Source organism: Cryobacterium sp. Y57 (assembly GCF_002929505.1).
Taxonomy (GTDB): domain Bacteria; phylum Actinomycetota; class Actinomycetes; order Actinomycetales; family Microbacteriaceae; genus Cryobacterium.
Window position 1 is genome coordinate 1 of the sequence record NZ_PJJL01000069.1, and the last position, 19,295, is coordinate 19,295.

At 62.9% G+C, this 19,295-nt stretch carries 18 protein-coding genes; 17 read left to right on the forward strand and 1 reads right to left on the reverse strand.

Going from position 1 to position 19,295, the window contains the following annotated elements; translation table 11 throughout:
* The coding region (locus CXY72_RS11440; RefSeq protein WP_146071149.1) for a hypothetical protein at positions 1–329 on the reverse strand (329 nt) is incomplete at its 3' end.
* A gap of 369 nt (positions 330–698) precedes the next feature.
* On the opposite strand from CXY72_RS11440, the gene CXY72_RS11445 reads away from it, so the two are divergent.
* The 17 genes from CXY72_RS11445 to CXY72_RS11525 all read left to right on the forward strand — a co-directional run bounded on the left by CXY72_RS11445 (position 699) and on the right by CXY72_RS11525 (position 19,281).
* Positions 699–2,420 carry a GspE/PulE family protein gene (locus tag CXY72_RS11445; RefSeq protein ID WP_104127828.1) on the forward strand — a complete coding sequence of 574 codons (1,722 nt, stop codon included), beginning with the start codon at positions 699–701 and terminating at the stop codon, positions 2,418–2,420.
* Positions 2,421–2,468: 48 nt separating this feature from the next.
* The gene (locus tag CXY72_RS11450) at positions 2,469–3,758 is read left to right on the forward strand and encodes a type IV pilus twitching motility protein PilT (protein WP_304466363.1); all 1,290 of its coding nucleotides are present in this window, start codon (positions 2,469–2,471) and stop codon (positions 3,756–3,758) included.
* Positions 3,759–4,988 (forward strand): type II secretion system F family protein, encoded by a 1,230-nt coding sequence (locus CXY72_RS11455; RefSeq protein WP_104127829.1) that lies wholly within the window; start codon positions 3,759–3,761, stop codon positions 4,986–4,988.
* A 153-nt stretch (positions 4,989–5,141) separates the two neighbouring features.
* Positions 5,142–5,594 (forward strand): prepilin-type N-terminal cleavage/methylation domain-containing protein, encoded by a 453-nt coding sequence (locus CXY72_RS20415; protein ID WP_104127830.1) that lies wholly within the window; start codon positions 5,142–5,144, stop codon positions 5,592–5,594.
* Between the two features lie 104 nt (positions 5,595–5,698).
* Complete coding sequence (locus tag CXY72_RS11465) at positions 5,699–6,097, forward strand: hypothetical protein (RefSeq protein ID WP_146071150.1); 399 nt, start codon at positions 5,699–5,701, stop codon at positions 6,095–6,097.
* A gap of 8 nt (positions 6,098–6,105) precedes the next feature.
* Positions 6,106–6,780 (forward strand): hypothetical protein, encoded by a 675-nt coding sequence (locus tag CXY72_RS11470; protein WP_104127832.1) that lies wholly within the window; start codon positions 6,106–6,108, stop codon positions 6,778–6,780.
* Positions 6,771–8,423, forward strand: a complete 1,653-nt coding sequence (locus CXY72_RS11475) for a polymer-forming cytoskeletal protein (protein WP_104127833.1) — start codon at positions 6,771–6,773, stop codon at positions 8,421–8,423. Before CXY72_RS11470 ends, CXY72_RS11475 begins: the two co-directional genes overlap by 10 nt.
* The gene (locus CXY72_RS11480; protein ID WP_104127834.1) at positions 8,416–9,258 is read left to right on the forward strand and encodes an A24 family peptidase; all 843 of its coding nucleotides are present in this window, start codon (positions 8,416–8,418) and stop codon (positions 9,256–9,258) included. The genes CXY72_RS11475 and CXY72_RS11480 overlap by 8 nt, the downstream gene beginning before the upstream one ends.
* A 71-nt stretch (positions 9,259–9,329) precedes the next feature.
* Positions 9,330–10,382 carry a type IV pilus assembly protein PilM gene (gene pilM, locus CXY72_RS11485; RefSeq protein ID WP_104127835.1) on the forward strand — a complete coding sequence of 351 codons (1,053 nt, stop codon included), beginning with the start codon at positions 9,330–9,332 and terminating at the stop codon, positions 10,380–10,382.
* Positions 10,379–11,038, forward strand: coding sequence for a hypothetical protein (locus tag CXY72_RS11490; protein WP_104127836.1), 660 nt, complete (start codon positions 10,379–10,381; stop codon positions 11,036–11,038). Before pilM ends, CXY72_RS11490 begins: the two co-directional genes overlap by 4 nt.
* A 4-nt stretch (positions 11,039–11,042) precedes the next feature.
* Positions 11,043–11,711, forward strand: coding sequence for a hypothetical protein (locus CXY72_RS11495; RefSeq protein WP_146071151.1), 669 nt, complete (start codon positions 11,043–11,045; stop codon positions 11,709–11,711).
* Positions 11,712–11,930: 219 nt separating this feature from the next.
* Positions 11,931–13,340 (forward strand): type IV pilus twitching motility protein PilT, encoded by a 1,410-nt coding sequence (locus tag CXY72_RS11500; RefSeq protein ID WP_304466364.1) that lies wholly within the window; start codon positions 11,931–11,933, stop codon positions 13,338–13,340.
* Entirely contained in the window at positions 13,340–14,569 is a 1,230-nt protein-coding gene (locus CXY72_RS11505) for a type II secretion system F family protein (RefSeq protein WP_104127838.1), read from the forward strand. The genes CXY72_RS11500 and CXY72_RS11505 overlap by 1 nt, the downstream gene beginning before the upstream one ends.
* Before the next feature lie 256 nt (positions 14,570–14,825).
* Positions 14,826–15,287 carry a prepilin-type N-terminal cleavage/methylation domain-containing protein gene (locus tag CXY72_RS20680; RefSeq protein WP_104127839.1) on the forward strand — a complete coding sequence of 154 codons (462 nt, stop codon included), beginning with the start codon at positions 14,826–14,828 and terminating at the stop codon, positions 15,285–15,287.
* Positions 15,288–15,434: 147 nt separating this feature from the next.
* A complete protein-coding gene (locus tag CXY72_RS11515; RefSeq protein WP_158252551.1) occupies positions 15,435–16,829 on the forward strand; it encodes a prepilin-type N-terminal cleavage/methylation domain-containing protein in 1,395 nt (464 codons plus the stop codon).
* Positions 16,829–17,503, forward strand: coding sequence for a type II secretion system protein J (locus CXY72_RS11520; protein ID WP_104127841.1), 675 nt, complete (start codon positions 16,829–16,831; stop codon positions 17,501–17,503). Before CXY72_RS11515 ends, CXY72_RS11520 begins: the two co-directional genes overlap by 1 nt.
* Positions 17,500–19,281: a hypothetical protein gene (locus CXY72_RS11525; RefSeq protein WP_233197790.1), complete on the forward strand. Its 1,782-nt coding sequence runs from the start codon at positions 17,500–17,502 to the stop codon at positions 19,279–19,281. The genes CXY72_RS11520 and CXY72_RS11525 overlap by 4 nt, the downstream gene beginning before the upstream one ends.
* The last annotated feature ends 14 nt before the right edge of the window (positions 19,282–19,295 follow it).

Sequence of the window (19,295 nt, forward strand, 5' to 3'; positions counted from 1 at the left end):
GCTTCACGGCTGGAGATACCGGCGAGCTGGGTGATGAATTCAACCCGGTTACGGCATCCGTTCTGGTAGGCGAGGGACCCGTTACCGAGGTCGGTTTCGGCGCGCACGCCAATGTCGGTGGTGGCTCGTAGCGTGACACCATCAACCTTGCGACCCAGTTCTTCCAACGCCACCAGTACCGCGACGGCTTCAGCATCATCCAGAAGACCAAACCGCACCCCGTCAAACGCCACAGCCAAAATCGCACCAGCCTTTGCAACGGCCGCAACCCGAGAACCCTCGGGTTCCGGCGCGGAGCCAGTTGCAGCGGGCGGAGCGGTGAGGGTCATGGCGTCAGTGCCTCCTTCACCCACAATTATAGCCCGAATCGACCATTAAAGCGAGTAAATCTCAGCATAAAAGTGATGTCAAATCAAAAGTTTCTTCTCATTTACAAGTGCAGAAAAATGGTTGTTTCAGGAGGCACCGATTTACCCGCTCTCGCGAGATGCACCGCAACGGGGGTGGACGAACGGGATTCATCATGGGCAAAGTTACCCCTGAATTGGGTCCGCTATAGGGGGCGTTCCCATCGGTGGGAACGGGTTCAGCCGTCGCCCACCGCGATAACGTAAAGAGTCAGTGTCGTGCCGCGACTGCGGTGTGCCTCTTCGGTGGCACATTGAGCTGACTGAGAACCACGGGGGAGCCGCGCATACGTGACCAGCCTGACCGAAATTTTAATCGTGCACGGTTTGCTCCCAACCGAGCGGCTCGACACCGTGCGGTTGAACGACCGCGCTGACGAAGCTATGGTGCGCAACCTGGTCGAGGTGGGCACGATCACCGAGCTACAGTTCGCCAAGGCGCGTGCCGAGCAGAAAAACCTGCCGTTTGTCGAGCTGCTGGACTATCCCGTTGACCGGCTGGCCGTAGCCAAAGTGCCGGCCGCCGTCTGCCGCCGGGCCAACGTGCTGCCCATCGGCTTCGAAGACGGTCGTCTCGTGGTGGCCATGGTCAACCCCGGCGACGTGTTCGCCGTGGACGACGTGCGGGAGGCTGCCCGCATGCGGGTCAGCCCGGTCGTCGTCGAGCCGTCTGATCTGCAAGCGGCCATCGCCCGCTACCATCGTGCCGACAACGAGCTGATCGACCTCAGCACCACCCTCACGGCCGACAGTGAGGAGCCCGACGACACGACGACACCGGCCGAAACGGATGACGCAGCACCGATCGTGCGCTTCGTCAACCTGTTGGTCAGTCAGGCGATTCAGGACAAAGCGTCGGATGTTCACATTGAACCCGGCGAGAACGACGTGCGCGTACGCTACCGCATCGACGGTGTGCTGCACGAGATGCAGAAGGCACCGTCAACCATCGCCGGCGGCGTCACCTCGCGCATCAAGATCATGAGCGACCTCGATATCGCCGAGCGCCGCAAACCTCAGGATGGCCGCATGTCCGTGCACCACAACGGTCGTACGGTCGACCTGCGTGTGGCCATTCTGCCCACGGTCTGGGGTGAAAAGGTCGTTCTGCGAATTCTTGACAACGCAACCTCGTCGATGAGTATGGAGGGCCTCAACCTGCTCACCGATAACTTCAACGAGTACGAGATGGCGTACACCAAGCCCTACGGCATGATTCTGGTCACCGGGCCGACCGGTTCGGGCAAGTCGACCACCCTCTACACGACACTGCACGCTATCAACCGGCCGGAGATCAATGTGATCACCGTCGAGGACCCGGTCGAATACCGCATGCACGGGGTCAACCAGGTGCAGGTGAACCGCAAGGCGGGCCTCACCTTCGCCGTCGCTCTGCGTTCCATTCTGCGGGCAGACCCCGACGTCGTGCTACTCGGTGAGATTCGAGACCAGGAGACCGCAAAGATCGCCATTGAGGCCTCGCTCACCGGTCACCTCGTGCTGTCGACCCTGCACACCAATGACGCGCCAAGCGCCATGACCCGGCTGATCGAGATGGGTATCGAGCCGTTTCTGGTGGGTTCGGCATTGGACTGCGTTGTGGCGCAGCGGCTGGCCCGGCGCCTGTGCGACCGTTGCAAGGTACCCGACGATCGCACCGACCTGGCCTTTTTGGGTTTTGTGGTCAATCCGACGGTGGGTTACGTCTCGAACCGTTCTACGGTCATGCCGGAGATCGGTCCGGCCATCGATCCCACCATAACAGGCACCATCATCTATAAGCCCGCCGGGTGCGCCAGCTGCTCGCAGACGGGCTACCGCGGACGACTCGGCATTCACGAGGTCATGACGGTGTCCGAAGAAATCGAGCGGCTGACCGTGGCACGCGCCTCGAGCGCGCAGATCGCAGCCGCGGCACGCAAGCAGGGAATGATCACCATGCGTGAAGATGGCTGGGCCAAGGTCGCCCTCGGGCTGACCTCGATCGACGAGGTGCTCCGTGTGGTTTCCTAGCGCCTGGGATGGCCCGGTTTGTCACCGACGGACCGCGCAGGTACCTCAGTGAGGTCGCCTGACTTCGGTTATGCCGTGCAGGAATCCGATCACATCGAATATGGGGAGCCGGCCGCTGCCGCGCCCGTCTCTACCGTTGATATCCGTGCCAGGAAGCTGATGCGGTCCGAATCATCGGCACAATTCAGCACACCGATGCCCGATCCCGATCTGCTCACGGCACTGCGACTCGTGTTGAACGAGGGAGCGAGCGACTTGCATATTTCTGGCGGTGCACCGCCCAGCATGCGCGTTGACGGTTCCCTGCGGCCGATTCCCGGGTGGGATCGTTGGTCGCCCGAGAAAGTCGCCTCCGCCCTGAGGAGCATTCTCTCGCCCGAGCAGCGGGAGGAATTCGATCAAGAACTCGAGCTCGACTTCGCCCACACGGTGGGGTACACCCGCTTTCGGGTCAACTTCTACCAGCAGCGCAACACGGTCGGTGGCGCTTTTCGTCTCATTCCGAATGAGATCAAATCGTTGGCCGAGCTGGGCATTCCCGAATCTGTTGCACGGTTTGCGCACCTCCCGCGCGGCCTTGTGCTGGTCACCGGTCCCACCGGCTCCGGCAAGACCACGACCCTGGCCGCAATGGTTGACCTGGTGAATCGCACCCGGGATGACCACATCGTGACGGTGGAGGACCCGATCGAGTTCATTCACGAGGGCAAGAAAGCGATGATCAGCCAGCGTGAGGTCGGGCAGGATACGCACAGCTTCGCATCCGCTCTGAAGCACGTGCTGCGCCAGGACCCCAACGTCATATTGATCGGCGAGCTGCGTGATCTCGAGACGATCTCGGTCGCTTTAACGGCCGCTGAGACCGGCCACCTCGTTTTATCCACCCTGCATACTCAGGATGCCGCCCAGACCATCGACCGCGTGATCGACGTTTTTCCGCCGCATCAGCAGGCGCAAGTGCGCGCGCAGTTAGCAGCGACCCTGCGCGGGGTGGTCTGCCAGACGCTCGTACGCAAGATCGGCGGCGGACGCGTGGTCGCGACTGAAATTCTGGTGACCACGGCAGCCATCGCAAACCTCGTGAGAGAAGGCAAAACGCACCAGATAGCTTCGGCGCTACAGTCGGGTCGATCGCTGGGCATGCACACCATGGACCAGCACCTGGCCGAACTCGTCGACGCCGGCCAGATCACCCGTGAGGCCGCCGAGGAGAAGGCAATGGACGTCGAGGTGCTCAGGCAGCTCGTGCACCGGATTGATCCGACAGATGTTCCGGTGGGCCGCCTAAGCACTGGCGAAATTGACTTCAACGATTCGTTTTCGCCTGGGAGGCGTTAGATGTCCATCGAAACCTCTTTCAGCTACACCAGTCGGGACTCCCGCGACCGCGTGGTCAAAGGCCGTCTGGATGCGGCGTCGGAGCGGGCAGCGCTTTCCCAATTGCGCACTATGGGACTCTCGCCCATTACAATCGCGCCGGCCCGCAAGCTCACGAGACTCCACGCAGATCTGAGCATTCCGGGGTTTCAGAAGCCCATCGGCCTGACCGACCTCGCTGTGATGAGCCGTCAGATGGCGACCATGACCCAGGCCGGGCTGTCGCTTTTGCGCACACTGAACATTCTCTCGGGGCAGACCGAGAATAAGCAGCTCGCCCAGGTGCTCGCAGTCATTCGCGGCGACGTCGAGACCGGCGTGTCCCTCTCAGAGGCCTTCGATAAGCATGACGTGGTGTTTCCCCCGATTATGATCAACCTGGTGCGCGCGGGGGAGATCGGGGGTTTTCTCGAAGATGCCCTCAACTCCATCGCCGACAACTTCGAGTCCGAGGTGAAACTGCGCGACACGATCAAAAGCGCGCTCGCCTACCCGGTGATCGTGCTGGTCATGGCGCTTCTCGCCGTGGTGGGGATGCTCATCTTCATCGTTCCCGGTTTCGAGAAGATGTTCCAGGGTCTCGGCGGCGATCTGCCCCCGGCCACGCAGGTGCTCGTCGTGCTCTCCGACGGCATGATCTGGGTGGCCCCGGTACTACTCATTGCCGTCATTGTTTTCTCGGTGTGGTGGCGTAAGAACAAGCACAGCCTGGCCGTGCGCCGCGTGGTCGACCCGTTCAAGCTCAAGCTGCCCGTGTTCGGCCTACTGCTCACCAAGCTTGCCATTGCACGGTTCAGCCGCAACTTCGCGACCATGATCGGCGCGGGCGTGCCGATACTGCACTCGCTCAAGATCGTCGGCGAGACCTCGGGTAACTACGTCATCGAGTCTGCCCTCGGCAAGGTGCAGGAATCGGTGAGCCAGGGCCGCTCCATCGCAACACCGCTCGCCCTCGAGCCGATTTTTCCAGCCATGGTCACGCAGATGATCGCCGTGGGAGAGGAGGCCGGTGCGCTCGAGCAGATGCTCACCAAGATCGCCGATTTCTACGACCAGGAAGTGCAGTCGACCACTGAGCAGCTCACCGCGCTCATCGAGCCACTCATGATTGCCGTCATTGGCGTGATTATCGGGGGCATGGTCGTGGCGCTCTACCTGCCCATGTTCAGCGTTTTCGACTACGTCAAATAGCCGCCAGGAGTCACAACCCCCGTTTAGGCTGCACTCCCACTGGGGGTAGTCCGACCGCTGAAAAAACAACGGTTCACCGGGGTGGCCAACTTAGGCTTGAAAACGGGCAAGCCACTGCATTGCTCCCTGCTGAACAACGCAAAGGACACACCTATGAACCGCTTCTTCACATCAGCCCTGGTCAATAAGCGCACGACCCTCGGCGAGAAGGAGAAGGGCTTCACGCTCATCGAGCTTCTCGTGGTGGTACTTATTCTCGGCGTTCTCGCCGCGATCGCCATCCCGATCTACCTGGGCCAGCAGGACAAGGCCAAGGACAGCGCTGTGGCAGCCGCTATCACTAACGCGAAGACGGCCGTTGTCGCGGAACTGGTTGAAGGAACCGAGCTCTCCACCCTTGAAACCGGCTTTCCGAGTGGCCTCACCGCGTACACCGCGAGCGGAGAAATTTCAGTCGCCATGGAGGTAACTTCTTCGACGAGTTTCATCATTACCGGTACCTGGGGTCCGATGACCGACCTCGATCACGATCACTACATCACCGAAAAGGGTGCTGCGATAGAAGGTCCGGTGCCTGTCGCCGCGTCGTCCGACGTTGCGGGGTAACACTGCCTCACCGTCCTTTCACCGGTGGGGCGTCCCAGACGCCCCACCGGTGGTCGAAAATCGCCCGTAGTGAAAGGGAACTAGTGCGAGTCGGACACCGCTCCGTGACTAATTCTCGAACCGGTGAGGCAGGCTTTGGCATGATCGAGATCGTCGTGTCGATGCTGTTGCTCTCCCTGCTCGCCATCGCCTTTCTGCCGATGCTCGTCACGTCGTTGCGTGTCTCGGTCTCCAATACCACCCTCGCCTCGGCCACCCAGCTCGTCGCCACTCAGATGGAGAACATCCGTTCCATCGGCACGACCTGCGCGCCGCTCCGCTCGCATGCTGCCACGCCGCCGGCCGCCTTCGACCCCGACGGTCGTGCCCTACAGCCCAGCTTCGATCCAATCACCTGCCCGCTCACCTACCCGGCTACAGTACCGGTGCACGTCTTCGTTACTGAGGTTTCGACCAGGGAAATTCTGGCCGAAGCGACCACGAGCATTTTCGTGAATGGTTAGGCCTCGGCATGTTTGCGAGAGCACGTCACCACCAGCGCGATGTCGCGTCGGGCACCGGGTCGAACCAGCGGCGACAGCGCGGTGAAGGCGGTTACAGCCTCATTGAACTGCTCATCTATTCGAGCCTGCTCGTGATCATTGTGACCATCGTGGGCGGCATGCTGCTCAACACCCTGACGTCTAAAGCCAAGGTGCTGGAGAGCGCAGACGCAAATGCCGTCAGTCAGCTGATCTCCACGTCGGTACACTCCGGTGTGCGCAATGCCACGGCGCTTCAGGTCACCGACAGCGCGAATCCCGATAACGATGACCAGCTCTTTGTGATCACAGCTGTGAGCAGCGATCCGGCAGCCCTGGCGACCGCGCGGATTTGCCAGGCTTGGTTCTACACCGAGTCCAACGGCGGCGCCATGTTCTACCGGCGCGCAGCGGCTCCGCAAACCTTCGTTGCCCCCACGCCGGACGCCCTCACCAATGACATGACGGGCTGGACCCTGCTGGGTACCGGCTTGTCTGCGGCGTCTGCCCAACCCGTCTTCAACCCCGATGTCACTGCCGACCGCCGGGCCGTCACCGTCAACTTCACAATCAACGCCGGTGGGGACAGCAGCCCGGCGCTGATGTCGACCAAAGTCACGAGCCGCCAGGGCGCGGTACCCTCCATGGAGCCCACATGTTTCTAGTTCGCAAGACCTACCTTTTCCTGGCTGGCGAGCGTGGAAGCAGCATGCTCGCCGTGATCGGGCTCATGGCCGTGGCGGCAGTGGCCACCGTCGCCATTGCTGGTTCCACCATGAACTCACTCGGTGTCAGCAGCGCGACCCGCGCCGGAGTGCAGGCGCAATCGGCGGCGGAAGCGGGCATCGACGATGCCCTTCTCAAGTTGACCAACAACACCTGCACGGTGGCGAGCTGGAGCACCATCAGCCCGGCTTCGACGGTGTTGGTCTCGTACTCCACCAGTGCCACCTCTGACACCTGGTTCAACGCGTGCCCATCATCGGCAGCAGTCCGGGTCAAAATTCTAGCGACCGGAGAAGCTGTCGATATCGGTGTCGGGGGCAATACCACCGGCGACGCGCGCACGGTCGAAGCGATCTACGCCTACGTGCCGGCTGACACCGACACTCCCGGCGCAGGCTCCGCCCTCTACTCCCACAAGTTCGGAACGTTCGCGGGCTCGAGCCAGTTGAATTCCGTCGACGGGTCTGAGCCGGTGGTGCAGGTGCGCCACGACAACGTTTCCTGTGACAGTACCCACAGGGCTGATACCAGCATTCTCAACGCCGATCTCGTGATCGCGGACGGAGGGCTCGCAGTCGGGGCAACCTGCACGATCGTCGGCGACGTCTGGGCCACCGAACCTGTCGCCCTGCACGATTTAGCTCAGGTGCGCGGCAACGTCGTGGCGCCGAGCGCAGAGTTCATCGACGACACGATCATCCACGGGAGTATTTGGACCACGGGGGCGACGGTGCTGAAATCTTCTGCGTGGATCAAGGGTTCGGTCACGGCCGGTTCACTGAGCATGATCAACAGCGCAAAAATCGACAACGACGCCTGGTCCGCCGGCGAGACGACCATCGGCCACAGCACGAACGTGATCACCGGTCACCTGACGACTCAGTCTCTCGCCAACAGCGGGCCCGGCGTTATCACCGGCGGCACGACAGTGGTCGCGGTCGGTCCCGGAGCGGGTTCAGCACCGGCTCCGGCACCATTTGTGCCCGACTGGGTCGATGTCAACTATGACCTGACCGATTGGCCCGGGTTCCAGGTGGCGACAATGAACCATGGCTGTAGGCTCGCAGACATACAAACAGTCGCAAACTTATTCACGGGTCCGGGAATCATCGACGCCCGCGAGTGCCCTCAGGGCGTTTTCCTGAAGGAGAATAACGTGACCCTGAGCCTGCCCCAGGACCTGGCGATTTTTGCGGATCGATTCGAAATCGGCCTCGAAACGCAGATCGATGCGTCGGGAGCCACGTCTCGCAAACTATGGCTGATCTCGCCCGATGAGACGGCTGACGGATCGCCCACGTGCCGGAATCCCAGCGACTACTCGGACATTACACATGTCTTCATCGTGCAGGCCCCCGTGACGGCCATGCTCTACACGCCGTGCTCGATCGACCTCGGGTTTTCGGCGCAGTGGCGCGGCCAGCTCTACGGTGGCACCGTCGGCATGGCCGGCACAGCGACGCTGCACTATGCGCCAGTGGGTATCCCCGGAGTCGACCTGTCCACGGGAACGACACCGGACACGGGCGAATCGATTGCACACCTCGGCGCACGCGTTTCGATTCGAGACCTGAATGGATAGCACTATCGCGGGGGTATTCGGCATCCTGGGAGCCCTCATCGGGTCATTTTTGAACGTGGTGATCTACCGCATACCGGCTGGCCGCTCCATCGTCTCCCCGCCGAGTTCGTGCAGCAGCTGCGGCGCGCGCATTCGGCCGTACGACAACATTCCGGTTCTGAGCTGGCTGGTGCTGCGCGGTAAATGTCGCGACTGCCAGGCGCCGATTTCGCCCCGTTACCCGATGGTGGAACTCGGCACCGGGGTTGTCTTCGCGGTCGTCGCCGTCTGGGTGTTCTCGATCGATGATTTTGGCTGGGCGGGTGTCACTACCAACGACAACACCCTCGCGATTCAGCTCATCCTGCTCGTGGCGTTCCTTTACCTGGCGGCGATCAGCGTTGCCCTGGCCATGATCGACTTCGACACTCACACCTTGCCGAACAAGATTCTGCTGCCGGCTTATCCGGTCGCCGCCGTGTTGCTCACTGCTGCTGCCCTCGTGGCGGGCGAACCGGGTCGGGTGCTGACCGCCTTCATTGGGGTTGCGGCATTATTCGGTCTTTACCTGGCCCTGGCGCTGATCAGTCCCGGCGGCATGGGGCTCGGTGATGTCAAACTTGCCGGGCTCCTCGGCTTATACCTCGGCTATCTGGGGTGGGGGCCCCTGATCGTGGGGGCGTTCGGCGCCTTTCTGCTCGGCGGCGTGTTCGGGCTTCTTCTGCTCGCCACCCGCAAGGCCAAGCGCCGCAGTGGTATCCCGTTCGGTCCGTGGATGCTCCTGGCGGCCTGGCTTGGCGTCTTTTTCGGTGACCAGATAGCGATCGGCTACCTCACGCTGTACGGCCTCGCGTAATTGGCAATTGTCATCGCCAGGCCCACTCCTCGACCACCGCTTACACATCAAATTCTCACTGGGGGAAACAAATGACTACTCGTGTGGTCGGACTCGACATCGGCACTACCGCCGTGCGCGCCGTAGAGATGCGGGATGCCGAAACGGATCATCCCGTGCTCGTGCGCTGCTATGAAGAGCCGCTGCCTTTTGGCGCGGTCAGTCGTGGTGAGGTACTCGAACCGGCTGTCGTCGCCGCGGCGCTGAAACGGATGTGGTCGAGCGGCGGTTTCACGACCAAGGACGTCGTGCTCGGTATGGGCTACCACCGCATGGTCGTGCGCAACCTGACCGTGCCCAAGATGTCGCTGCGCCGCATTCGTGAGTCGCTGCCGTTTCAGGTGCAGGACCTGCTGTCGTTTCCCACCGCGGAGGCATTGCTCGACTTCTACCCTATTGCCGAGGTCGACATTGAGGGAGAGTCTGGCCCGCAAATTTCCGGGCTGCTGATCGCAGCCATGAAAGGAGTCGTGCAGTCGCATATCAAGGCCGCCAGGCTCGCCGGACTGCACACCGTCACCGTTGACATCATGTCATTCGCTCGCAGTCGTGCCATCCATCGTGCGGTGACCACTCCCGAGGTGATCGTGCAGATTGATATCGGTGGCGGTTCGTCGAGCGTACTGATCTCGTCGAATGCCGTGCCGCAGTTCGTGCGGGTGATTCCTTCCGGCGGCAATGAGTTCACCAAGGCGCTGCGTGTGCGCCTCGGCCTTGACGAAGAGGCGGCGGAGTTGCTCAAGACGCGGCTGGGCCTTCTGGATGACGTTGCACCAGAAGATGAAATAGCCGCCACCATCATTCGGGAGATCACCTCGGAACTGCTGGAAAGCCTGCGCAACACCATTGCCTACTTCACGAACAGTCGTCCGGAGCTACCCATCGGCCGCATCGTGCTGATGGGTGGGGGCGCGCGGCTCGAAGGGTTCGGTGCTGCGCTCAGCGAGCTGACCCGTTTTCCGGTGGTTTCGGCGCAACCGTACGGCGCACTCGAGCTCGGTCCCGATGTCAGCCAGGAATATCTCGAAAACTCCCAGTGCACGTTCGTTGCTGCGCTCGGCCTCGCTCTCGGGAGTAAAGCATGAAACGCACAACGGATGGCCACGAGCTGATCCTCGGCGGGGAGCCACGCGCAGACCTGCTGCCCTCCGAACTCAAGGCCGCCCGTCAGGGCCGGCTGCTCCGCCGAATCATGTCGATCGTTGCGGCCGGCATCGTGCTGATCGTTATTGCCGCCGTCGCAGCCGTGTCCCTCGAGGCGGGGCGGGCACAGTCCCGGCTCGACGCATCCGAGGCCCGTACCACTGAATTGCTGCTGGAGTCTGCAAAATATTCGGAGGTACGGACTGTGCAGAATCAAATCGACCTGACAACGGCGGCGCGGCAGCTGGCTGCTGCCACCGAGGTCGATTGGCGTGCTTACCTGGGGGCCGTCCGAGCAAGTCTGCCCTCTGATGTCACCATCCAGGCGATTACCGTCGGATCCGGCACGCCGTGGGCGGAATATGAGCAGAGCAGCGTTCCCCTGTACAACCCGCGTGTTGCCAGCCTGACGCTCAGTCTCACCAGTCCGACCTTGCCCGCTGTTCCTATGTGGTTGACGAACCTGCGCACGCTTCCCGGCTACGCGGATGCCCACCCCGGTTCGGTGACCCGCACGGAAACCGGCCAGTACGTCGTCGAACTGGTCATCAATATCAATAAAGATGCGCGGTCAAATCGCATCGCTGGGGGACAGTGACGCCATGACGCGCAACAGACTATTCGGTGCCGTGCTGATCTTGATCATCGGCACGGCGGTGGTTCTCGGCGGGATGCTGGGGATCGCGCCAAAATTGGACGAGATTCAGGCCACAACGGCGCAACGTGAGGTCATACTGGCGAAATATGCAGAGCACGAGGCCGATCTGATCGTTCTAAAACAGGACTTTGCCGGAATCGCGGAACTTCGCACCTATCTCGCCACCCTGCAGAGCGGGGTCCCGATAGATGCCGGCATTCCCGATTTTCTGGATGAGCTGGAAGTTATTGCCCGCCAGAACAGCGTGACACTGAATTCGCTGGTTATCAGCGATGCCGTTGCCTTCCAGCCCGTCGCGGAACCGGCAGCCGACCGGAGCGCTCTAGCGGCGTCAGGCACGGGAGCGGATTCCGCAGCTGTCGCATCCGCTGTTCCCGATACATCGTCGGCACTGACCCCGGACAACTATCTGGCTATAACCGTTGCACTGACGATCGCCGGTGCCCACAGTAATCTCTTCGATTTCGTGGCCGGCCTTCAGCACGGCCAGCGCAGCATCGCGATTTCCTCGGTGACGACCGATACCGGTGCGGGAGAGATCGTGAACGATATGACCGTTCTCGGCACGATCTACGTTCTGCTGGATCCAGATGGTGTGGCGCTCGAGCACTAAGCGGCACACCCCCAGATCGCGGGCTACCGCCGCGAAACGAGCTTCAATAACGTTGCGCGTGGCGTAGACCTCCCGCGAACAAGACTTACCCTGACTCCATTCTCGCGAGGCCTGCAACGACCGTTCGTCGCAACGTGGGCGAGTGGTCGCGTACCCGAACGGCCGTGCCTGTTCGCGGCAATCAGTACCCGACACGCTTGCTCCGAGAAGGAATCGCTCATGGACGACCCGAAAACCTCCCTGTCGCCAAACGACACCCGCATGCGCGGCGAGCTCGCGAGCTTCACCCCGGTATCGGCGAGCGTCGCAGTGAGCGCCACCCATCACGACGAAATCCGTGTGCTGCCCACCAAGCGTCGGCGCACGCGCGTGGCCCCCCGTAGCGGTCCCGGCAACTGGATTCCGCGCGGTGTCGACCCGGCGGTACCCGATGTGCTCGGCGTACCCGACGTCGACCTGATCGAGGCCCTCCATGAGGTGGTGCTGCGGCAGGCGTCCGACCTGCACGTCTCTGTCGCCGCTCCGCCGAGCATTCGCCGCGACGGCGATCTCGGCCCGGTAGGCGCCGGCCCAGCCTGGTCGAGCCTGAAAGCAGACCGGGCCATCCGCAGCATTCTCACCCGGGCCCAGCAGGTCATCTTCGATCGCGACCATGAACTCGATTTCGCCTACACGCTGGAGGATGCCGCGGTCACCGGTGTGTCCAGTCGATTTCGGGTCAACGTGCACCAGCAGCGCGGCGCCGTTGGTGCGGTCTTTCGACTCATTCCGCACGAGATCAAAGACCTCAAAGCCCTGGGAATCCCGCAATCGGTGTCGGCATTCGCCGGGCTGCCTCGCGGGCTGGTGCTCGTAGCCGGGCCAACCGGCTCGGGAAAATCCACAACGCTGGCAGCCCTCGTCGACCTCGTGAACAGCACGAGGGCCGACCATATCGTCACCGTCGAAGACCCGATCGAGTTTTTGCACGCCCACAAGAAGTCCCTGGTCACCCAACGCGAGGTGGGGCACGACACGGCGAGTTTCGCATCCGCTTTGAAGCACGTGCTGCGGCAGGACCCCGACGTGATTCTTATTGGTGAACTGCGCGATCTCGAGACGATCCAGGTAGCGCTGACCGCGGCCGAGACCGGTCACCTCGTGTTCGCGACGCTGCACACGCAGAGCGCGGCGCAAACCATCGACCGTATCATCGACGTCTTTCCGCCGCACCAGCAGAACCAGGTGCGGGCGCAGCTGGCCCAGACCCTGCAGGGTGTGGTCTGCCAGATCCTCGTGAAATGGGCGAACGGGGCCGGTCGGGTTGCGGCGACCGAGGTTCTCGTCACCGCTCCGGCCATCGCCAACCTCATTCGCGAGGGCAAAACGCACCAGATCGAGTCGATGATGCAAACCGGTCGGGAGCGCGGCATGCACACCATGGACCAGCACCTCGCTGAACTGGTCAACACGGGACAGATCACCCGCGCTGCCGCGCTGGCCAAGGCCCACGATATTGCCGGACTGGAACTGCTCATCCACCGCACCGAACCGGCGGCCGGGGTCTTTACCTTCGCTGCGGTCGGCGCCGGGTACGATTCCGACCACGACGCCGACAACAACGTCGGGTTCGCCCGCGCGGTGAACTGATGTCGGCCACACTGGTTTTCAGTTACACCGGTCGCGACACGAGGGGCAGGAACGTCAAGGGACGAGTCGACGCGCAGAACTCGGGTCAGGTGGCCGCGCGACTGAACTCGCAGGGCATCGCGCCGATCTCGATCGTGGAATCTCCGCCCGCCACCGGTATGGCGCGCTCCATAGCGCTGCCGGGCTTCTCACGCGGGGTGCGCCTGAAGGATCTCGCCATTCTGAGTCGGCAGTTCGCGACCATGATCTCGGCCGGGCTGTCGCTGCTGCGGGCTCTGTGCATTCTCACCGAGCAGACCGAGAGCAAACCGCTCGCGGCGGTGCTCGCACTGGTGCGGGACGACGTCGAGGCCGGGCAGTCGATCTCGGAGTCGCTCGCGAAGCATCCGCTGGCCTTCCCGCCCATCATGATCAGCATGGTGCGGGCCGGCGAGACCGGCGGTTTTCTCGACCAGGCTTTGAACTCGATCGCCGCGAACTTCGAGACGGAGGTCAAGCTGCGCGACACCATCAAGTCGGCCATGACCTACCCGGTGATCGTGCTCTCCATGTCGGTCGCCGCCGTGATGATCATGCTGATCTTCATCGTGCCGATCTTTCAGGATATGTTCGCCGGGCTTGGCGGCTCCTTGCCGCTGCCCACGCAGCTGCTCGTCACCGTGTCCGGATCGATGATCTACGTCGTGCCGATCGCTCTCGTTGCCGGTATCGCGTTCGCCGTGTGGTGGCGTCGCAACAAACACACCGACCGGGTGCGCCGGGTACTCGACCCCCTGCGGCTGAGAGTACCGGTGTTCGGCCCACTGCAGAAGAAGATCTCCGTGGCACGGTTCAGCCGCAACTTCGCCAACATGCTCGGCGCCGGCGTGCCTATTCTGCACGCCCTCGCGATCGTGGGGGAGACCAGCGGCAACTGGGCCATCGAGAACGCCCTCACCCAGGTAGCCGAGGGTGTGCGCCGCGGACAGTCGGTCTCGGAGCTGCTGCTGGAGCATCCGATCTTTCCGGCCATGGTCACCCAGATGATCGCAGTGGGAGAGGATGCCGGCACGCTCGAGCTGATGCTCGACAAAATCGCCGACTTCTACGATCAGGAGGTGCACACGGCCACCGAGCAGCTCACCGCCGTGATTGAGCCGCTGCTGATCGCCTTTCTCGGTGTCGTTATTGGTGGCATGGTCATCGCCCTCTACCTGCCCATCTTCAGCATCGCCAGCATGATCAAGTAGTCCTGACTGTGCGAATACCCTCGCTCGACGGGGGCGTTTGGCGCGCCTGCCCGCCAGCGACTCCCCGTTCGAGTGCCGTTCCTAGTGGGGGTGGGTAAAACCCAAATCACCCGCGAACGTGGGTCGTGGGCGAGAAAATCTCACCCGTAATCTGAAGCTCCGATCGCACCCTCGATCGGAAGAAACACCGCACGGCATTACGAGTTCTTACCCGACTCGCGTCACACCACCCACTTCCAACCCGAATGGACTCACCATGATTACTCGCCTGCTTGCTTCCCTCAACCTGCGCCGCGCACGCTTCACCGAGAACCAGCGAGGGTTCACGCTGATCGAGTTGCTCGTCGTCGTGATCATCATCGGAATTCTCGCCGCGATCGCCATTCCGGTCTACCTGGGCGTGCAGAACAACGCCAAGGACGCGAGCGTGAAGAGCGACCTGGCCAACGCCAAGACCGCGATTATTTCGTTGCAGACACAGAACGGCGTGTTGCCGGCAACCGCCGCCAACCCGCTGTCCACGACCGTCACTGGCATTACGGCCGCCGGGTTCACCCAGGGTGTGAACTCGAGTTCGATCAGCTTCGTGAACATCTCGGATTCGACCTTCTGCATCGGCGCGACGAGTGCGACCTTGGTTGAGTACTACGTGACCGATTCGCTCGGCATCACCAACAACAACGCCACGACCCCTGCACCCGCTGCCTGCACCTTCTAAGCCGCGCAAGCGGATGCGTCGGCTCGGCCGCAGCATGCGCTGGGGCAGCACTGTGTCGTTACTCAATCGGCGTCAGCCGGGGTGGGCCTTCGGGTCGCCCCGGCCGCGCCGTTCTCTCTCACCTTGACCCTCGCGAAGGAGGCTCGTGTGAACACCCTGCTCCGTCACCTGGGCCGTCGCATTGCCCGAAAAGACGAAGGCATCAGCCTCATCGAAATTCTCGTGGCCATGATGATCTTTGCAATCATCGCCGTCGGTGCGGGTTACGGCATCGTCACCTCGCTCTACCTCAGCAACGACGCCCGGTCCCGCGAAGTCGCCACCAACCTGGCCGCCCAGGAGATCGACCTCGCCCGGTCGGCCGGCGACGTATTCAGCGTGCTCGACCGCGACAGCACGGTCGTGCAGAACGGCACCACCTTCTCCGTGCACCGGGCCACAGCCTGGGAGACGTCCACCGGCGCCGATGGTAACTGTGGTTCCGGAGGTGGCCAGCTGCGCTACCGCCACATCAACGTCACTGTCGGCTGGGACAGTATGCGAGCGTCGACCCCGCTCGTGCGCGCCGATAGCGCGCTCGCCCCCGGCAGCCGCATCAACGATCCCACCCTCGGCACCATCCTCGTGTCGGTGCTCACCGCCGGCGGCGGTGGCGCCGGCGGGGTGTCCATCTCGGCCGTGCCGAACGCGGTACCCAACGGGGCCCAAACCCTGTCCGTTGCTCCGCCTGCAACGGATGCCCAGGGGTGCAGTTACCTGCTCAAGGTCAAGCCCGGCACCTACAACGTCAGCGCTTCCCGCCCCAACTATGTGGACAAGAACCAGGCGACCACCCCGGTGAAGACGGTGGGCGTCGCGGCCGGAACCGCGGCATCCGTTTCGTTCGCCTATGACCTCGCCGGAACGCTCACGGCCCACTACGCCACCAATGTCACCACCGGAACGACGCTGTTGCCCAGCGACCTGTACACCACCTGGCGCAGCAACTATGCTGCCTACACGCCACTGAATGCCAGCGTCGCGACCACCCAGACCTTTCGGCTGCACCCGTTCGCTTCCGGCTATCAGGTGTTCGCCGGCATCTATGTAGCGCCCACTTCGATCATTCCTGCCACGCCGGCAACGCAGGGCTGTGTCTCGGTCGATCCAGCAGCCTGGACCACTCCGGCCGCGGACGGCGCGATCGGCACGGCTGCGGTTTCGGTAGCGACCTTACCCGGCGGTGCGGCCAGCGTGAATGTGCCGCTCGGTGTCTTCACCATCACTGGCCTGGCCGGGCAGTATCTCCGGGCCGTGTCCCAACCCGAGGGGGCAGTGCCCGGTGACCCCGGCTGCGCTCTGGGCACCACGTACACCTTCGGGCCACTTCCGGTCGGGGCTACGGCGCAGCTCGGTCTGCCGTTTGGCTCGTTCGCGCTGTTCTCCGGAGTGACGAGCGGCGCACAAATCGTTCCGGTCGTCGCCGCGAGCGTGACAGTGCAAACCCGGGGGAGTGCGGGCGCCGTTCTCACACTCGATCCGCGCCGGGTGGTGACCCCGTGATGCGCTGGCGCACAATTCGCACCGATCAGACCGGCTTGTCTCTCGTGGAACTGCTCGTGTCGATGGTGTTGCTCAGCGTGACTCTGGTCATGATCTCGGGACTCTACGTGAGCGCGACGCGGGCGCTCGGCTCGGCGTCGGCGCTCGGCGCCAATACCCGTGAAGCTTCCAACGGCATGAATGCGATGGCGCGGTCGATTCGCGCTGCCACGGCAAACCCCGTAGCGAGCCCCGCCCTCCCCGACCCCGCCCTCTCCGAGGCGAGAAATGAATCACTGACCCTGTATACCTACGTCAACCTCGGTTTGTCCACCCAACAGCCGGTGAAAATTCGCCTCGCGGTCGACGCTCAGCGACGCCTGGTCGAGACGCGCTGGGCGTCGATCCCGCACCCCGGTGGCCTCTTCACCTTTGCGACCACCGCGCTGTCCACCCGTATCCTGGCCCAGGCCGTGGCACCGTCCGGCAGCGGTCTGCCGCTGTTCAGCTTTGCCGACTCGGCGGGCGTTGTTCTGTCGGTAGATGCGGCGCTGACCCCGGTACAGCTGCGCAGCATCGTCACAGTCATGGTCACTCTCACGGTCCAGTCCAGCACGGCGGATGCCCGCAGCGCGGTCACCCTGAGCAATACGGTCGGTATGCCCAACGTACGCCTCGCCGTGGGGGGACCATGATGGGTGGCTTCGTTCGTCGCGGCTGGCTGTGGCGCACCGGGAGCCTGGCGGAGTCGCCAGAACGCGGAGCAGCCCTTCTCGTCGTGATCGGTATCGGCCTCGTGCTGCTCACCTTCGTCGCGACGGCCATGACCTTCTCGGTCAGCGGCAGCCTCAAAGCCACCGGCGACCAGCACTGGAACGGCGCAATGGCCGCAGCCTACGCCGGGGTCGACGAATACGAGAGCCGGCTCGCCAACGACAACACGTATTACCGATTCGGCAACCCCACGGCCGCGTTCAGTTCCAGCAGTACGCTTACCGCGCCCACGGTGGCCAATCCAGCCTTTGGCATCGGCGCAGCCGGCAGCTGGGCGAGTGTCACCGGCGGCGACGGCACCGCGTCGTTTCGCTACGAGGTCGATAACTCGGCCTACGCCTCGTCGGGGGTGCTGCGCATCCGCTCGACGGGGCGGGTCGGAACCAAAACCCGCAGCGTCGTCGCCAACCTCAAACAAGCAGGCTTCATCGACTTTCTGTACTTCACCATGTACGAGATTCAGGATCCGGTCCAAAGTGGCGCGACCAACCCTGCCTGCGCCGACACCTACGCCTGGGCGGGGCGACCGGCGCCAACCGGTGGCTCGACCGTGTGCAGCGACGTGGCGTTCGGTGGTGGTGACGTGGTGAACGGCCCGGTTCACTCCAATGACACCATCCGCGTGTGCCAGGCGACGTTCAATGGAAAAGTCACCACGGGCAACCCCGGGGGGAACTACCTGCGGCGGACCTCCTCCGGATCGAACTGCACCGGGCAGGTATTCAACGCCGGACTGCCCACCAACAGCCCCGTGGTCGCGATGCCCGCCACGAACGCGTCGTTGCGAGGTGAGACCCGCACCGACGTTGGCATCGCCGAACCCGGCTGTCTCTACACCGGGCCCACCAGTATCGTGCTGAACTCAAACGGCACCATGACCATCCGCTCACCGTGGAGCAAAGCTACCCGGGTCGTCGGCGAACCGGCTTCATCGGGCAGCATGCCCGCGGCCTGCGGAGCGCCCGGCACCGCAACCGGCGCACTCGGATCTACTGGCGGCGCCACCATACCGGTCTTGAACGCCAACCTGTTGTTCGTGCAAAGCGTGCCGCTGCTGCCGGCCGATCCCAACTTCACAAGTGATACCGTCTGGCCGGGCGGCCAGAGTGCCGCGACCTGCGCGGCCGGTAACGGGATCGGCTTTCCCCGGTCGAACGAGAATGTGGCCTCCATTCCTACCTCGTACGGCTGCCGCCACGGTGACGCCTTTATCAAGGGCACGCTAGCCGGCACCATGACCGTCGCCACTGACAATTTTCTTTATGTCACCGGTGACATCATTTATGCCGATTCCGCAGTCGATGTGCTCGGTTTGGTCGCGCAAAACGCCCTGTGGATCTGGAACCCGGTCTGTGTCGGCAGCTGCCCGGCCCACGGCGGCGCGATGCTGCCCGATAACCGCCGCATCGACGCGGCCATGCTCTCGCTCGACCACACCGTGCAGGTGCAGAACAACGATCGCGGCGGCAATCAGGGAGTGCTCACCGTCAACGGATCGCTTGCCCAGAAATACCGCGGAATCGTGCGGGTGACGAATAGCGGCGGGGTCAACGGTTACAGCAAGAACTACACCTACGATCCGCGCTTTCGCTATATCGCACCCCCCAAATACCTTTCTCCGGTTGCCGCGACCTACAGCGTCAACCTGCTGGTGGAAGTCAGTACGGCGTTTACCGCCGCAGGAGCGTTGATTCCATGAGCATCAATTACGAC

What these genes read in the sequence shown, in the direction of transcription:
- CXY72_RS11455 (WP_104127829.1), top strand. Translation starts at nt 3,759, where the DNA reads ATGTCCATCGAAACCTCTTTCAGCTACACCAGTCGGGACTCCCGCGAC.
- CXY72_RS20415 (WP_104127830.1), top strand. Translation starts at nt 5,142, where the DNA reads ATGAACCGCTTCTTCACATCAGCCCTGGTCAATAAGCGCACGACCCTC.
- CXY72_RS11470 (WP_104127832.1), top strand. Translation starts at nt 6,106, where the DNA reads ATGTTTGCGAGAGCACGTCACCACCAGCGCGATGTCGCGTCGGGCACC.
- CXY72_RS11475 (WP_104127833.1), top strand. Translation starts at nt 6,771, where the DNA reads ATGTTTCTAGTTCGCAAGACCTACCTTTTCCTGGCTGGCGAGCGTGGA.
- CXY72_RS11480 (WP_104127834.1), top strand. Translation starts at nt 8,416, where the DNA reads ATGGATAGCACTATCGCGGGGGTATTCGGCATCCTGGGAGCCCTCATC.
- pilM (WP_104127835.1), top strand. Translation starts at nt 9,330, where the DNA reads ATGACTACTCGTGTGGTCGGACTCGACATCGGCACTACCGCCGTGCGC.
- CXY72_RS11490 (WP_104127836.1), top strand. Translation starts at nt 10,379, where the DNA reads ATGAAACGCACAACGGATGGCCACGAGCTGATCCTCGGCGGGGAGCCA.
- CXY72_RS11495 (WP_146071151.1), top strand. Translation starts at nt 11,043, where the DNA reads ATGACGCGCAACAGACTATTCGGTGCCGTGCTGATCTTGATCATCGGC.
- CXY72_RS11500 (WP_304466364.1), top strand. Translation starts at nt 11,931, where the DNA reads ATGGACGACCCGAAAACCTCCCTGTCGCCAAACGACACCCGCATGCGC.
- CXY72_RS11505 (WP_104127838.1), top strand. Translation starts at nt 13,340, where the DNA reads ATGTCGGCCACACTGGTTTTCAGTTACACCGGTCGCGACACGAGGGGC.
- CXY72_RS20680 (WP_104127839.1), top strand. Translation starts at nt 14,826, where the DNA reads ATGATTACTCGCCTGCTTGCTTCCCTCAACCTGCGCCGCGCACGCTTC.
- CXY72_RS11520 (WP_104127841.1), top strand. Translation starts at nt 16,829, where the DNA reads ATGCGCTGGCGCACAATTCGCACCGATCAGACCGGCTTGTCTCTCGTG.
- CXY72_RS11525 (WP_233197790.1), top strand. Translation starts at nt 17,500, where the DNA reads ATGATGGGTGGCTTCGTTCGTCGCGGCTGGCTGTGGCGCACCGGGAGC.